This window comes from Caulobacter sp. S45, from assembly GCF_009765965.1.
Classification (GTDB): domain Bacteria; phylum Pseudomonadota; class Alphaproteobacteria; order Caulobacterales; family Caulobacteraceae; genus CAHJWH01.
Genome location: NZ_LMUL01000014.1, coordinates 2,553,013 through 2,568,817, shown reverse-complemented (window position 1 = coordinate 2,568,817; position 15,805 = coordinate 2,553,013). Strand labels below are relative to the sequence as shown.

Genomic DNA, 15,805 nt, shown 5'->3' with positions numbered 1-15,805 from the left:
AATGTTCTCCAGCACCACGATAGCGTCGTCGACCACGAAGCCCGTGGCCACCGTCAGCGCCATCAGCGACAGGTTGTCCAGGCTGTAGTGCAGCAGGAACATCACCGCCAGCGTACCCAGCAGGCTGACGATCACCGCCACCGCCGGGATCAGGGTGGCGCGGCCATTACGCAGGAACACCAGCACCACGCCGACGACCAGGCAGGTGGCGATCAGCAGGGTGCGCTCCACCTCTCCCAGCGACGCGCGGATGGTGTTGGTCGAGTCCAGGGCGACGGTCAGGTCGATCGGCCCGCGCTGGTTCAGGTCGGTGCGGAGCTGGGGCAGAATCTTCCTGATCCGGTCCACCGTGGCGATGATGTTGGCGCCCGGCGTCTTGGTGACCTGGACGATGATCGCCGGCTTGCCGTTCACCAGCCCCAAGTTCTGCAGCGTCTGAGGCCCGTCCACGACGTCGGCGACATCGCTCACCCGTACGGGCCGGCCGTTGCGATAGGCGACAATGGCGCTGGCGTAGTCCTTGGGCCGGGTCGCCTGATCGTTGGTGTTGATCTGCAGCCGGCGATCGCCGTCGGCGTAGAACCCCTTGGGCTGGAAGGCGTTGGTCGACTGCAGCGCCGCCTTCACGTCCTCCAGGCCGATACCGTACTTGTTCAGCGCGTAGGGGTTCATCTCGACCCGCACCGCCGGTGTATCCGCGCCGTATACGTCGACCTCCCCTACCCCGCGCACCTGCGAGATGGCCTGCTGCAGGATCAGGGAGGCGTCGTCGTAGACCTGGTAGTTCGCCAGGGTGTTGGAGGTCAGCGCCAGCAACAGGATCGGCGCATCGGCGGTGTTGGCGATCCTGTAGTACGGCGCGTTGGGCAGCGTGGGCAACAGGCCGGACGCCGCGTTGATGGCCGACTGCACGTCGCGCGCGGCTCCATTCACGTCACGATCGATGCCGAATTGCAGCACGATCCGCGTGAACCCCTGGCCACCGCGAGTGGAGCTCTGCGAGGTCATCTGCTCGACATCGGCCAGGAAGCCGAGATGACGCTCCAGCGGCGTCGCCACGCTGGTGGCCATGACTTCGGGGCTGGCGCCGGGAAAGCTCGCCTGCACCTGGATGATCGGGAAGTCTATCTGGGGCAGCGGAGCGACCGGCAGGACGAAATAGGCCGCGATCCCGGCCAGGGCGATGGCCAGGGTGAACAGCGTGGTGGCGATCGGGCGGCGGATGAAGAGAGCGGATGGTCCCGCGGACAAACGGTGCATTCCAGCTTCGGCCATCGGTTCCTACATACGCACGTCGGGCGGGAAGCTGGAAGCAGCGTTCGCGGAGGCGGGCATACGGATTTCCACCTTAGCTTGCGCCCTTCTCTCGAATTTTTCGGATTCCGTCTACAACGCAACGCCGCCCGCAGTATGGCGGATTTGCAAGGCCGGATCGCACGCCCTTCGGCGGAGGAAGCTTGGCTAGCCGCTACGGTCTGACGGTCCGCGCCGTGAACGCTGGGGATGCAGCGGGGATCGGCGAACTGCTGGCCGCTTCGGGCCGGCGCTTGGATTCCCACAACCTGGCGGGGCGCCTAGATGCTCTCCAGCATCAGCAAGGCGTGGCCCTCGTCGCGCTCGAATGGGGACCGCCGAGCGGTCTGATCATCCTTCACTGGTATCAGACCCTCGAAGCGGCGCAGCCCGTCGCCCAGGTGACCAGCCTTCTGGTCGCGCCTGACGCGCGTCGCAGGGGGATAGGCCGCCTTCTATTGAAAGCGGCAGCTCAGGCGGCCCGTCTGGCGGGTTGCGGCGAGATGCACCTACAGGCGTCAGCGGATCGGCTGGAACTACAAGCCTTCTGCCACGCCACCGGCTTCGAACCCACGGGAACCGGCTTCATGCGCCCCTTACGCAAGAAGGCGTAAACGAGCAACATAATGATATAAGGATATCTTTATATGAATCTTGACAGCGGTGAGGGATCGGCGTTTCCTTACGTTGTCGAGGTTCTCCATTCCGCTTGCGGCTTGGAGCTAAGACGGGAAGCCGGTGGCGCTCTTCGGGGCGGAATCCGGCGCTGCCCCCGCAACTGTGAGCGGCGAGCGGCGGTCCTTCATTGTGTCACTGGGGCGCTTGCGCTTCGGGAAGGCCTGGACCGACGTGACGACCCGTGAGCCAGGAGACCTGCCTCGTCAGATAACGTCCTCCGGCGGGGTGCCCGGTCAGGTCGCTGGTCAAGCGCTCTCGGCCCCATAGCCGGCGTGCGCCGGCTCGCGTCTGCGCCAAGCCTCGCCACAACACAGCTCGGCAGAGGCCCATGTCCATCACCGTCGCCACCCTTGGATTTCCCCGCATCGGCCCGCGCCGCGAGCTGAAGTCCGCCCTCGAAAGCTTCTGGTCCGGCAAGTCGGATGCGCAGGCGCTGCTCGCCGTCGCCGCCGATCTCCGCGCCAAGACCTGGACGCGCCAGCGCGACCTCGGCGTCGACCACATTCCCAGCAACGACTTCTCGCTCTACGACCATGTGCTCGACACGAGCGCCATGGTCGGGGCGATCCCGGCCATCTACGGCTGGAGCGGCGGAGAGGTCGGGCTCGACACCTATTTCGCCATGGCGCGTGGCGCCCAGAACCAAGACGAGACGGAGCAGGCCGGATGCGGCCACGGTCACGGCCTCGACGTGCCTGCGTCGGAAATGACCAAGTGGTTCGACACCAACTACCACTACCTCGTGCCCGAGTTCGCCGAAGGGCAGATCTTCGCCCTGTCGTCCACCAAGGTTGTCGATCAGTTCGTCGAAGCGCGTGATCAGGGCGTGGACACGCGGCCGGTGCTGCTGGGGCCGGTCACCTATCTGAAGCTCGGGAAGAGCAAGGCCCAAGGGCTCGATCCCCGCACGTTGCTGGACACGATCCTGCCGGTCTACGCCGAAGTGCTGAACCGCCTGGCGGAGGCGGGCGCGCAGTGGGTGCAGATCGACGAACCTTGCCTGGTGCTCGATCTCGACAAGGCCGACCGCTCAGCCCTGCATCACGCCTATGCCTCGCTCGCCAAGACCGCGCCCGCGGTCAAAGTGATGCTGACCACCTATTTCGGCGGCCTCGTCGACAACCTGGAAACGGCCTTGTCGCTGCCGGTGGCCGGGCTGCACGTCGATCTGGTGCGCGCGCCGGAGCAGCTAGACGTCGTGATCGCCAGGGCGCCGGCCGAGTTGGTCCTGTCTCTGGGCGTGATCGACGGCCGCAATGTCTGGCGCGCCGATCTGGAGCGCCTGCTCGACCGGCTGGAGCCGCTGGTCGCGGGGCGGCGCGATTGGATCTTGGCCCCCTCCTGCTCGCTGCTACACACCCCCATCGACCTCGACGCCGAACGGTCCCTGGACCCCGACGTGCGCACCTGGCTGGCCTTCGCCATTCAGAAGATCGAGGAGCTGGCCACCCTGGCCAAGGCGCTCAACCACGGTCGAGCCAGCGTCGCCGACATGCTGGAGACCTCGCGCCTCGCCGCCGCCTCGCGCCGCGCCTCGTCCAAGATTCACGATCCCGCAGTCGCGGAGCGCATGGCTGCAGTAACCGGGGCCATGAGCCGCCGCGCCTCCGGGTTCGGCCAGCGCCGCGCCGCGCAGGCGCCCCGGCTCGGCCTGCCGCCCTTCCCAACCACCACCATCGGCTCATTCCCCCAGACCGAAGAGGTCCGCAAGGCGCGCTCCGACCATGGCAAGGGGGTGATCGACGACGCCCAGTACGAGAGCTTCCTGCGCGAGGAAACCGCACGCGTGGTGCGCTGGCAGGAGGAGATCGATCTCGACGTCCTCGTCCACGGCGAGTTCGAACGCAACGACATGGTGCAGTATTTCGGCGAGCAGCTTCGCGGCTTCGTCTTCACCAAGAACGCCTGGGTGCAGTCGTACGGCTCGCGCTGCGTTCGCCCGCCGATCCTGTACGGCGACGTCTCGCGCCCGGCGCCGATGACGGTGGAGTGGTGGCGCTACGCCCAGTCGCTCACTGCGCGCCCGATGAAGGGCATGCTGACAGGCCCGGTCACCATCCTGAACTGGTCGTTCGTGCGCGACGACGTCACGCGCGAATTCGCCTGCCGCCAGATCGCCCTGGCGATCCGCGACGAGGTGGTCGATCTCGAAGCCGCCGGCGCCAAGATCATCCAGATCGACGAGGCGGCGCTGCGGGAGGGCCTGCCTCTGCGTCGCGGCGACTGGAAGGCCTACCTCGACTGGGCGGTGGAGTGCTTCCGGCTCTCGGCCTCCGGCGTCGCCGACCAGACCCAGATCCACACCCACATGTGCTACTCGGAGTTCAACGACATCATCGCCGCCATCGGGGCGATGGACGCCGACGTGATCTCCATCGAGACCGCCCGCTCGAAGATGGAGCTGCTCGACGCCTTCGCCGACTACGCCTATCCGGCCGAGATCGGGCCGGGGGTGTACGACATCCACTCGCCTCGCGTGCCAGCCGCCGAAGAGATGGCCGACCTGCTGAAGGCGGCGCGGACGCGCCTCGCCAGCGGTCAGCTGTGGGTCAACCCGGACTGCGGGCTGAAGACGCGCAAGTGGCCAGAGACCCGAGCCGCTCTGATCAACATGGTGGCGGCCGCAAAGACGGCGCGTCAGTCTGTTGGCTGACAGCGTGGCATAGCGGCGATCGGCGTCGGCAAGCTCATCCGGCCAGACCGGATGCGCCTGCCGGCGTCCTCAGGCCTGGCCGGCCGAGGCCGCTGGAGCGATGGCGATCCAGATCACGTGCCGCGCCCCACCGCGCGATCCGTTGGCCCGCACCTTGGCCTCGGTCGCTTCATAGCCCGTCGTATGAAGCCGCTGGGTGAACGCCCGGTTCGGCGCGGAGGACCAGACCGCCAGGACGCCGCCGGGACGAAGCGCCCTACGCGTGGCGAGCAGCCCCTCCACACCATACAGCCGATCGTTCGCCTGGCGGACCAGGCCTTCGGGGCCGTTGTCGACGTCGAGCAGGATGGCGTCATAGCTCGACCGACCGGCCGCGATCAGGTCGGCCACGTCCCCCTCGTGGATGTCGACGCGGGGATCGGCGAGGCTGTCCCCGAAGACGCCGGCCAGGGGTCCTCGCGCCCAGGCCACCACCGCCGGGGCCAGTTCGGCCACGGTGACGCGGGCCTCGGGACCGAGGTCGACCAGCGCGGCGCGAAGGGTGAACCCCATACCCAGGCCGCCAATCAGCATCCGGAGCGCCGGACGATCGCGGAGGCGCTCGCAGGACATCCTCGCCAGCGCCTCTTCGGACCCGCCAAGGCGGCTGTTCATCAACTCGTTGGAGCCGATCATGATCGAAAACTCGCCGCCCCGCTGCATCAGGCGCAGCTCTTCGTCCCCATCGGGAGCCTTGGCAGTATCGAGTTGGACCCAGCGGATCATTGGCGTGCGGTCCGTTCGAATGGTCTGATCCTCGGCCGACCCGAAGACCCATCCCGGTGTCCCATAGCAACAGGATCGGCCCGCGAGGAGCATCACGCCAGCGCGCCGCCCCCTCATTCGTCAAAGCCTCGCAACTCCCCACGGATTGGGACGACCGCGTTGACGCTCCGCATCGCACGGCCCAGGTTTGCAGCTTCGGCCATCCTCCGGGGTTTTCATGAGCCATCCGCTCCACCTTACCCGTCGGGGATTCGCCGCACTGCTGACCGGCCTCGGCGCCGCCGTGGCCGGGCGCGACCCGGCCGAGGCTGCAGAGACGCCCTACGATGTGTCGCTGACCTCCGACGTTATGGTGCGGATGCGCGACGGGGTCAGGCTGGCCACCGACATCTACCGCCCCACCCGCGACGGCCGTCCCCTGCCCGGTCGCTTCCCGGTGATCCTGGAGCGTACGCCCTACGGCAAGACCACGCCCAGCCGCTCGGAGATCGACGTCCGCGATCCCGTGGCCAAGAACCGGGCCGAGGTGGCGCGCTTCTTCGTCTCGCGCGGCTATGTGGTAGTCTACCAGGACTGCCGCGGCCGCTACAAATCGGAGGGCGAGTTCGTCAAGTACCTGAGCGACGGGCTGGACGGTTACGACACCTGTGCCTGGATCGTCGCCCAGCCCTGGTGCGACGGCAAGATCGGGACCATGGGCCTGTCCTACGCCGCCCACACCCAGGGCGCGCTGGCCTGCACCAACCCACCGGGCGTGGCGGCCATGTTCCTTGACAGCGGCGGGTTCGCCAACGCCTACCAGGACGGCGTCCGCCAGGGCGGGGCATTCGAGTTGAAACAGGTGACTTGGGCCTACCAAGCGGCCTTCGAGAGCCCCACCGTCGCCAACGACCCGGTCAAGGTGAAGGCGCTCAGGGCCATCGACATCAAGGGCTGGTTCGCCCGCATGCCCTGGAAACGCGGCCATTCCCCAATGAGCCCGGCGCCTGAATACGAAAACTACGTCTACGACCAGTGGGAGCACGGCAGCTTCGGCCCGTTCTGGAAGCAGCTCGGCATCTACGCCCAGGGCTATTACGACCCGTTCCGCGACGCGCCGATGGTGTTCATGTCGTCCTGGTACGACCCCTATCCGCGCTCGGCCACCGACAACTACATCGCCTTGTCGCGGCGCAAGAAGGGGCCGGTGCGCCTGATCCTGGGACCATGGACCCACGGCGACCGTACACGCACCTATGCCGGGGATGTGGACTTCGGCCCGGCGGCGACGATCGACGGCAACCTGGCGCCGGACTTCCTGAGCCTGCGCCTGCGTTTCTTCGACACCTGGCTGAAGGGCGAGCGCAACGGCGTACCGGCCGAGCCGGCCGTACGCCTGTTCGTCATGGGCGGCGGCAGTGGACGACGCAACGCCCAGGGCCGCCTGGATCATGGCGGGCGCTGGCGGGCGGAGGCGGACTGGCCGATCCCCGACACCCGCAACACCGCCTTCCACCTGCACGGCGACGGCCGCCTTACGCCAGACCCGCAGGCGGCCGGCGCTCGGCCCCTGTCCTACGACTTCGACCCAGCCCATCCGGTCCCCAGCATCGGCGGCACGATCACGTCGGGCGAACCGGTGATGCGCGGCGGCGCCTACGATCAGCGGGAAGGACCGCGCGTGTTCGGCTGCGTCGAGCCCTACCTGCCGCTGGCCGCGCGCCCGGACGTGCTGGTGTTCGAGACCGAGCCGCTGACGGCGGATGTCGAGGTGACGGGACCGGTCGAGGCCATGCTGTGGATCGCGTCGGATCGGCCAGACACCGACTTCACCCTCAAGCTGATCGACGTCTATCCGCCCAGCGAGGACTATCCCGACGGCTTCGCGATGAACCTGACCGACGGGATCATGCGGGTCCGATACCGCCATTCGTGGGAGCAGCCCGAGATGCTGAAGCCCGGCGAGGTCGCTCAAATCAAGGTGGCGGCCTTCCCCACCTCGAACCTGTTCAAGAAGGGCCACCGGATTCGCGTGGACATCTCCTCCAGCAACTTCCCCCACTTCGACGTGAACCCCAACACCGGCGCGCCCGAAGGCCAAGGCCTGACCCGCCAGATCGCCCGGAACACCGTCTTCCTGGACAAGGACCGTCCGTCCCATGTGATCCTACCGATCATCCCGGCCAGGAAGGACCACGCCGCCTGACCTCGGAGTAAGCGGCTGTCCGTTAGGCTGGAGGCGACCGCCCCACGCTCGGCGGTCTTCGCCTTTCTGGGCACTTCAAACATGAATACGCATTATGGAGCGGACGCCGGCGGTGAAGCTGGGCATGGCGGAGGCCATATGGTTGAAGACACGCATTCCCAGGCCGCCTCTTGAAGACCTTCGAACCTCCGATCGCCGCCGCGGGAACCTTCACCCGCCCGCAGGTCGGCACAGCGATAGCCCTGGGCGTCATATCGCTCCTGATGTCGGGGCTGATGCCGCTGTTCCTCGGCGCGCTGGCGAACGAGCACCGGCTTTCCGCGACCGGCATCGGACAACTCGCGACCCTTGAGCTGCTGAGCACGGCGGCGACCACGGGACTCGCTGGCGCGGTGCTCAAGCCTCGGAACCTGCCCCTGCTCGGCATCGTGGCGTCGCTCCTGCTCGCCGCCGCCAACGCAGCCACGATCCGGGCGAGCGGTCTCGAGCTGATGGCGGTGCGCACCCTGGCGGGCGGGCCTGAAGGCGTGTTGCTGTGGATCGTCATCGGGATGATTGCGCGGGGACCGACACCAGAGCGTCGCGCCGGGGTGCTCTACACCGCCATGGCCAGTTCCCAGCTGGTTACGGCGGTCGTGCTTTCGCTGCTCGTCCTGCCTCGCTTCGGCGTGGACGGCTGCTATTTCCTGGTCGCCGTCATGAGCGCGCTCGGGGCCGTCGCCGCCTTCGCCCTGCCTCGCGCCTATGGCGCGCTGCCGTCGGACATGGACGGCGGGATGCCGCCGATGAAGGGATGGTTCGCCCTGCTGGCGGTGTTCGTCTTCCAGGCGTCCATAGCGGGCGCCACCGTCTATATCGTCCCGCTGGCCCTCCAGGCGGGCCTGAGCAACAACGTCGCCCAGACCGCGATCTCCCTGGCGCTGGCGCTGGAGGTCGTGGGCGGGGCTCTGGCGACCGCTATATCGGGGCGCGCCAAGTTCCTCGACGTGCTGCTGTTCAGCGGCCTCGTCCTGCTCGCAGGGCTGGGCGTCTACGCCCTGAGGGCGCCACCCTGGCTATTCATAGGGGCGAGCGGGTCGATCGGGTTCTGCGCCCTGCTGATCATGCCGTTCATCGTGCCGATGACCATCAAGGCCGACCCGTCGCGCCGCGCCGCGGTCCAGATCGGCGGGGCCCAGCTGTTCGGCGGCGCCGTTGGCCCGGTGCTGGCCTCCCTGGTCGTGACCAACCGGGACTCCCACGGTGCGCTAGTCCTCAGCGCCGCTTTGCTCGTCGCCAGCCTGTGCATCATCTTCGGCTTGAACCGGCATGTCGAAAGACGCTGAAGGCGCCGCGACGCGACGGAGCCGAAATTGAAGGCTCGTTAACCTTGTCTTCCTAGCCTTCGCCATGGCTGGAGACCTGGGAATGGCGTTAGCGTTGGCGGACCGACCGACTGCGGACGAAGCCGGCATGATCGACGACTTCACCGTCCACGGCCGCCACATCCTGCCCGACCCGGTCTCGGCCGACGCCGCGCACGATCTGCTGACCCAGATCAGGCGCACGCGCCAGTTCGATCACAGCCTGTTCCTGAGCGAAGCCGCGTTCGACGCCGATCCCCAATATACGGGGGTGAACCCCCGGCCGGGGCGCAACCTGCTCGACCGGCTCCAGGCTCGCCTGGGCTTTGTCGAAGATGCACCGCAGATCGTCTCGGCTTTGAGCGCGCTCCTGGGGCCGGATTACGAAATCCTCAATCGCAAGATCGTCTGCGGCGTCCCCGCCTCAGCTGTCCCCACCTGGCTGAAGGCCCGGATCGAGGGCGCGCCCGTCAACAACCTCGGCGCCTTCGTGCATCCCGATTATCGGGACATCACCTACTTCTACGGCATCGACTTCCATCAGGACCTGATCGACTACAAGGATCGGGACGCGGACTTCGTCACGCTCTACGTCTACCTGCACGAGGTCACCGTGCACGACGCGCCCCTGTTCCTGCTTGAGGGCAGTCACCGCCTGGGCGCGACCGTCTTTCCCCACGACCTGAAACGCGACGAGCAAGGCGACTGGACCTATGCGGACGGCCGGGGCGACAGGATCAAGGTGCAGCAGCGCGTGCTGACCGGGGAGACCGGCTTCGCCGCCATCTGGCATGCCTGCACCCTGCACGGCACCCAGCCCGACGCGGCCGATCACGAACGCATCTCCCTGCGTTACCTGTTCACCAAGCGAGCCGGAACCACAGTGGGCATAGACCGCGTCAACGCCAGCATGCCGAAACCGATCCGCATCGCCTCGACCCGGATCGACCTGGACGCGGACGGCGCGGCGAAGATCACGCAGAACACGATCAACCAGGCCCGCGACTGAGCCGGCCGCTAGGTCCCTACCCATTGGTATGATGGGCAGGCGCTCGATCACACGAGCGCCTTGACGTAGCCGTACGGTCGCGGCACACCATTCAAACATCATACAAATAAGAAGACGAGAGGGAATCCTGACACGTCGCCACCAGGTTTTCACAGGGTCTGGCGGCGTGTCGAAGGCGCCGTCTCGCCTGCGGCAGATGCTCCTGAGGCTGCTCCTGCTCGGCCTAGCGGCGCCCGCCATCGGCCATGCGCAGCCGCCAACCACTCCCACCACACAGCCATCTTTGCCGGTTGCGATCGAGGTCGACGCGGGCCGTCCCATGGGCAGTCTAAAGCCGATGTGGCGCTTCTTCGGCGCGGACGAACCGAACTACGCGACGATGAAGGACGGTCGCAAGTTGATCGGCGAACTCGGCGCTCTGAAGCCCGGCGAAGTCTATTTCCGCACCCACAACCTGCTCAACACCGGCGACGGAACGCCAGCCTTCAAATGGGGCAGCACCGACATCTACACCGAAGATCACAACGGCAAGCCGATCTACAACTGGACCGTGGTCGACCGCATCCTCGACACCTATCTCGCCCGCGGGGTCAGGCCCTATCTGCAACTCGGGTTCATGCCGCAGGCGCTCTCCAGCGCTCCGGCCGAAACGGCTTATCAGCACAGCTGGCGGCCGGGGTTCGACTACAACCTGATCAGCGGCGCCTGGAACGCCCCGCCCAAGGACTACGGAAAGTGGTCCGAGTTGATCTACCAATGGACCCTGCACAACATCCATCGTTACGGCCGGCCCGAGGTCGAGCGCTGGTATTTCGAAGTCTGGAACGAGCCGAACCTTCCCCCCTACTGGACCGGCGCGCGCGAGGACTTCTTCAAATTGCACGACTATGCGGTGGCCGCCGTACGCCGCGCCTTGCCCACGGCCCGTGTCGGCGGCCCCGAGGTCGCGGGACCGGACAGCGACTTCATGAACGCCTTCCTGGCCCACGTCTCGCGCGGGACCAACTATGCGACCGGCAAGGTCGGGACGCCGACCGACTTCCTGTCCTTCCACGCCAAGGGCGCGCCCGTGTTCGTCGACGGTCATGTCCGCATGGGAATCGCGGCCCAGCTCCGCGCCGCCGACAAGGGTTTCGCCATGGTCGCGGCCGTGCCGCAGCTCGCCGTCAAGCCGATCGTGATCGGCGAGAACGATCCAGAAGGCTGCGCCGCCTGCCCCGGCCCGCAGAACGCCTATCGCAACGGGACCATGTATTCGAGCTACACGGCGGCGAGCTTCGCGCGGCTGTGGGACCTGGCGGACCGGCGCAAGGTCGACCTGAAAGGTGCGCTAAGCTGGTCGTTCACCTTCGAGGACCAGCCCTGGTTCGCGGGGTACCGCCAACTGGCGACCAACGGCGTCGACCTGCCGGTGCTGAACGTATTCCGCCTGTTCGCCATGCTGGGGCCGGAGCGGATCGCAGCGACGAGCGACCACCAGATAGGGCTCGACCGCATCGTCGCCGAGGGCGTGCGCGGTTCGCCCGATGTCGGCGTGCTCGCCACGCGCGGGCCGCATGGCCGCATCGCGGTGCTGGTCTGGCACTACCACGACGACGACCTGCCCGGCCCGGATGCGGCCGTGCATCTCTCACTGTCCGGGTTGGCGGGCAGTGCGCGCAGCCTGACCCGCTGGCAGGTCGACAAGACCCACTCCAACGCCTTCACCGCCTGGCGGGCCATGGGCTCGCCCGCCTCGCCGGACGCCAAGCAATACGACGCGCTGGAAACCGCCGCCAAGCTCGCCAGCGTCGAACCGCCACGCGCCGTCGCGGTTTCGGGCGGACGCGCCGCCATCGATTTCACCCTACCCCGCCAAGGCGTCGCCCTGCTGACGCTCGATCCGGAGGCGCCCAAGTGATTCCCCCGCCTTCGCGTCATTTTTCTCGCCGCGACACGCTGGTTCTGGGCGCCGCCTTGGGCTCCGCGTTCGCCCTCCCCGCCGCCGCCCAGGCCGACTTCCACGCGCTCGCGCCTCGACCACCGATGGGCTGGAACAGCTGGGACAGCTTCGCCACCGCCATCGACGAGGCCCAGGCGCTCGAAGTCGCCGCCATCATGGCCGAGAAGCTGAAGCCCCACGGCTACGACGTGTTCACCATCGACGCCCAATGGTTCGAGCCCGGCGCCAACAGCTATACCTATCGGGACAAGCCGCCGCTGATGATGGACGGCCACGCCCGGCTCATGCCGGCGGTGAACAGGTTTCCGTCCGCAGCCGGCGGGGCAGGATTTCGCCCGCTCGCCGAGCGTGTCCACGCCATGGGGCTGCGTTTCGGCCATCACCTGATGCGGGGCATTCCCCGGCAGGCGGTCGAACGCGACCTGCCGATCCTGGGCGCCAGCAAGGGTGGACGCCCGATCACCGCGCGCGACATCGCCGACGTGAACAGCGTCTGCGCCTGGAACGCCGACAACTACGGCGTCGACATGAGCAAGCCGGGCGCCCAGGCCTATTACGACTCTGTCTACCGGCTGCTGGCCTCGTGGGGCGTGGACTTCGTCAAGGTCGACGACATGAGCCGGCCCTACGCCGAGCATCGCCCCGAGATCGAGGCGGTCCGCCGCGCGATCGATCGTTGCGGGCGTCCCATGGTGCTCAGCCTGTCGCCGGGCGAGACGCCGCTGGCTGCGGCCGACCACGTCCGCGCGCACGCCAACATGTGGCGGGTCAGCGACGACTTCTGGGATCACTGGCCCCTGCTGCGCGACCAGTTCGCCCGTCTCGCCGCCTGGGCCCCATTGAAGGTCCCGGGCGCGTGGCCCGACGCCGACATGCTGCCGCTGGGCCTGCTGGACCAGGGCCGCCGGCAAACCAACTTCACGCCCGACGAACAGCGCACCCTGATGACGCTCTGGTGCGTGGCGCAGTCGCCGCTGATCATGGGCGGAGATTTGCGGCATCTCGACCCGGCCACGCTCGATCTGCTCACCAACGACGAGGTGCTGGCGGTCAACCAGCGGGCGCACGGCGCGCGGCAGTTATACGCCCGCGACGGGCTGGTGGCCTGGATGTCGCGGCCCCAACGCGGCGGCGGTGTGAACCTGGCCCTGTTCAACACCCGCGACCGGCGCGACGCCGATCCAGCCGAGGGCCTGCCGGTCCAGGCGCCGCTGAGCGAGCTAGGGCTTTCCGGCGCCGTCAAAGCGCGCGATCTCTGGCGAAAAGCGGACCTCGGTTCGGTCGCCCGCGACTGGGCGCCGACCGTGCCCTGGCACGGCGCATCGCTCTTCCATCTGTCCAGGTCCGGCGCCGCGCGTTCGTAAAGGCCGCGGCCGGCTACTTGGGATAGCCCCGCCACAGCCATTCGAGCGCTTCGGGAAGCGTTTGGCTCACGACCCTTGGATCGACGTGGGCCGCGTCCTTGGCGAACACGAAGCGGTAGGCGTAGCCCTTGGCCTTGAGGGCCGCCGCCATCCGCTGGTTGGCCAGCGGCCAGTTGTGGAAACTGGATTCCGGATCGCCGGCATGCAGGTCCTTCTCGCCCACCTCCATCCAGATGCGGATCGGCTTGGCCGGGTGCTCCGGTATGAGGTGGGCGTGATAGTCCCAAGCCCCTTCGGGCGTCCTGGGATCGACGGGCGACGCCTGGTTCACGAAGGTGCCCGAGTAGGACAGCACCCGGCGGTACCATTCCGGGTGGAACCAGGCCATGCTGAACGCCGCCGCCGCCCCCGAACTGCCGCCCATGGCCGCGCGCCCCTCGGGATTGCGGGTGAATTTGACCCCATAGTCGTGCGCCACACGCGGCAGGACTTCGCGTTCCACGAACTCCGCGTACCGCCCGGAAACGGCGTCGTACTCCAAGCCGCGCTCGGAACCCTGGGCGTCGCCGCCGCCGGACTGGATCATCACCGCAATCATCACCGGCACGCGATGCTGGGCGATCAGACTGTCGAGCGCCCGCGCCACTTTCGGCGCGTAGCCGACGCCATCCTGCACCACGATGAACGGCGCCTCGGCTCCCGGCTGATACTGCGCCGGAACGTAGACACGCACCTCGCGCTTATATGGCGCGGCTTCCGATTGCTGATCGGCGGGCGCGGCGATGTGGTTCCCGTAGGCGTCGCGTTTGGCCGTGACATCGTTCTTCAGGACCCGGATGCCCGGATAGATTCTGCTGTCCGTCGACTCCATGACCAAGGCGTGGATCGCCCCGACCGGCTGAGCGGGATTTGGCGCCATCTCCGGTGCGTCGGCGTAGGCGGGACCAATACTGGCTTCGCTTTGACGCTCCTGCGCCCAGGCTCCGGCGGCCAAGACGATCAACGGCGCCGCGGCGATGGCTATCTTTTGAAGTTTCATGCACGCGCCCCGTTTCCCGGCGGAACTTACGTCACCTCGAGCGGCCATCCAAAGATATCCGCGAGCTCTTTTTCGACCATCGACAAACGCCACCTTCGAAACCGACGTGGGTCTGCTTGCCTCATGGACTAGGGAGGACACGGCGCTTATGTGCCCAGACGCCTATCCGCCAACCGACCTTCTGGTCACGGCCCCGGAAATCCATGCCCCGCCTCCATGACTGACGCTCAGGACCCTGACGACCCGCCACCGAGTCCGCAGTGGAACGAGACGGACCGCCTGGCCGCGCTCGCCAGCTATGCGGTCATGGACACGCCTCCAGAGGGCCCGTTCGACGATATCGTACGCATCGCGGCGCAGATCTGCGGGACGCCGATGGCGCTCATCAGCCTGGTCGACGGCGAACGGCAATGGTTCAAGTCCGCCCTCGGGGTCGAGGCCAGGGAAACGCCGCGCGAGATCGCCTTCTGCGCCCACGCCATCCAGCAGAAGGGCCTGTTCACTGTCGCCGACGCAACCCGTGACCCACGGTTCGCCGAAAATCCCCTGGTCACAGGCGACCCGGGCCTCAGGTTCTACGCCGGCTCTCCCCTCGAGACGCCGGAGGGCCTTCCGCTTGGAACCCTCTGCGTGCTGGATCGCACGCCGCGCGAATTGAGCCCGGCGCAGCAGTCCGCTCTCGACGCCCTGGGTCGTCAGGTGATGGCGCAGTTGGAGCTGCGCAGCTCGCTCGCGCGCCAACGGTCCAGCGACGAACGTCACCGCCGTATCCTGGAAAGCGCCATCGACTATGGCATCATCACCATGGACCTGAAAGGCGTGGTGACGAGCTGGAACGAGGGAGCCCGGCGCATCCTGGGCTGGTCGGAGGCCGAGATGTGCGGACGCCTCTGCGACGACTTCTTCACACCGGAGGACTGCGATGCAGGCGTGCCCGACCGCGAGATGGGACATGCGCTGACCCACGGCCGCGCCTCGGACGAACGCTGGCACCTGCGCCGGGACGACACGCGATTCTGGGCCAGCGGCGAGATGATGCCGCTGCTGAACGAAGATGACCAACCCGTTGGTTTTCTGAAAATTCTACGGGATCGAACCGAATTCCGCCGCGCCCAGGAGGCTTTGCAGGCCAGCGAAAAGGCGGCGGAACGCGATCGCCGCCTCCTGACCAGCGAACTGGAGCATCGCGTCAAGAATACGTTGGCCATCGTCCAGGCGATCGTCAGCCAGACCCTGCGCAACGTGGCGACGCCCGCGGAGGCCAGGCGCAAGATAGAGGACAGGCTCGTCTCACTCGGACGGGCGCACGACATCCTCACCAGCACTAGCTGGTCGACGGCGCCGATCGGCTCGATCATCGCGGCCGCGACCGAGATCCACGGCTCGGGGCCGGAGCGTATCCGAGCCGCCGGGCCTGATTTGAAGATCCAGGCGCGAGCCGCGGTCGGCCTATCCATGGCCCTCCACGAACTCTGCACCAACGCCGCGAAATACGGGGCGCTCTCCAATGAAGCCGGACAGATCGACATCGCTT

General features: G+C 67.3%; 11 protein-coding genes and 1 riboswitch. Of the genes, 8 read left to right on the top strand and 3 right to left on the bottom strand.

The window, feature by feature from the left end:
• A partial coding sequence (locus GSQ87_RS22560) for an efflux RND transporter permease subunit (RefSeq protein WP_216839393.1) occupies positions 1 to 1,260 on the bottom strand: 1,260 nt, incomplete at its 3' end.
• 197 nt (positions 1,261 to 1,457) lie between these two features.
• On the opposite strand from GSQ87_RS22560, the gene GSQ87_RS18980 reads away from it, so the two are divergent.
• Together GSQ87_RS18980 and metE are read left to right on the top strand one after the other, a co-directional pair.
• Entirely contained in the window at positions 1,458 to 1,907 is a 450-nt protein-coding gene (locus GSQ87_RS18980) for a GNAT family N-acetyltransferase (RefSeq protein ID WP_158917151.1), read from the top strand.
• A 62-nt stretch (positions 1,908 to 1,969) separates the two neighbouring features.
• Positions 1,970 to 2,189, top strand: a riboswitch (cobalamin riboswitch).
• Between the two features lie 110 nt (positions 2,190 to 2,299).
• Positions 2,300 to 4,624, top strand: a complete 2,325-nt coding sequence (gene metE, locus GSQ87_RS18975) for a 5-methyltetrahydropteroyltriglutamate--homocysteine S-methyltransferase (protein WP_158917149.1) — start codon at positions 2,300 to 2,302, stop codon at positions 4,622 to 4,624.
• Positions 4,625 to 4,693: 69 nt separating this feature from the next.
• Here the strand turns inward: metE and GSQ87_RS18970 are convergent, their stop codons facing one another.
• On the bottom strand, positions 4,694 to 5,389 hold the full coding sequence (locus tag GSQ87_RS18970; RefSeq protein WP_158917147.1) for a spermidine synthase: 696 nt from the start codon (positions 5,387 to 5,389) through the stop codon (positions 4,694 to 4,696).
• Positions 5,390 to 5,606: 217 nt separating this feature from the next.
• Between GSQ87_RS18970 and GSQ87_RS18965 the strand changes: the two genes are divergently transcribed.
• The 5 genes from GSQ87_RS18965 (at position 5,607) to GSQ87_RS18945 (ending at position 13,232) form a co-directional block, all read left to right on the top strand.
• Complete coding sequence (locus GSQ87_RS18965; RefSeq protein ID WP_158917145.1) at positions 5,607 to 7,574, top strand: CocE/NonD family hydrolase; 1,968 nt, start codon at positions 5,607 to 5,609, stop codon at positions 7,572 to 7,574.
• Between the two features lie 170 nt (positions 7,575 to 7,744).
• A complete protein-coding gene (locus tag GSQ87_RS18960; RefSeq protein WP_158917143.1) occupies positions 7,745 to 8,899 on the top strand; it encodes an MFS transporter in 1,155 nt (384 codons plus the stop codon).
• An 82-nt stretch (positions 8,900 to 8,981) separates the two neighbouring features.
• On the top strand, positions 8,982 to 9,926 hold the full coding sequence (locus GSQ87_RS18955) for a phytanoyl-CoA dioxygenase family protein (protein ID WP_254063092.1): 945 nt from the start codon (positions 8,982 to 8,984) through the stop codon (positions 9,924 to 9,926).
• Positions 9,927 to 10,092: 166 nt separating this feature from the next.
• A complete protein-coding gene (locus GSQ87_RS18950) occupies positions 10,093 to 11,826 on the top strand; it encodes a beta-xylosidase (RefSeq protein WP_254063091.1) in 1,734 nt (577 codons plus the stop codon).
• 56 nt (positions 11,827 to 11,882) lie between these two features.
• Positions 11,883 to 13,232, top strand: a complete 1,350-nt coding sequence (locus GSQ87_RS18945) for a glycoside hydrolase family 27 protein (protein WP_254063090.1) — start codon at positions 11,883 to 11,885, stop codon at positions 13,230 to 13,232.
• 13 nt (positions 13,233 to 13,245) lie between these two features.
• Here the strand turns inward: GSQ87_RS18945 and GSQ87_RS18940 are convergent, their stop codons facing one another.
• Positions 13,246 to 14,271, bottom strand: coding sequence for an esterase family protein (locus tag GSQ87_RS18940; protein ID WP_216839392.1), 1,026 nt, complete (start codon positions 14,269 to 14,271; stop codon positions 13,246 to 13,248).
• 216 nt (positions 14,272 to 14,487) lie between these two features.
• On the opposite strand from GSQ87_RS18940, the gene GSQ87_RS18935 reads away from it, so the two are divergent.
• Positions 14,488 to 15,805 (top strand): sensor histidine kinase (locus GSQ87_RS18935; RefSeq protein WP_216839390.1); only part of this gene is annotated, 1,318 nt, incomplete at its 3' end.

Bases quoted from the DNA above. Each gene is read 5' to 3' on its own strand.
- metE (WP_158917149.1), top strand. From the start codon at position 2,300: ATGTCCATCACCGTCGCCACCCTTGGATTTCCCCGCATCGGCCCGCGC.
- GSQ87_RS18970 (WP_158917147.1), bottom strand. From the start codon at position 5,389: ATGATCCGCTGGGTCCAACTCGATACTGCCAAGGCTCCCGATGGGGAC.
- GSQ87_RS18965 (WP_158917145.1), top strand. From the start codon at position 5,607: ATGAGCCATCCGCTCCACCTTACCCGTCGGGGATTCGCCGCACTGCTG.
- GSQ87_RS18955 (WP_254063092.1), top strand. From the start codon at position 8,982: ATGGCGTTAGCGTTGGCGGACCGACCGACTGCGGACGAAGCCGGCATG.
- GSQ87_RS18940 (WP_216839392.1), bottom strand. From the start codon at position 14,271: ATGAAACTTCAAAAGATAGCCATCGCCGCGGCGCCGTTGATCGTCTTG.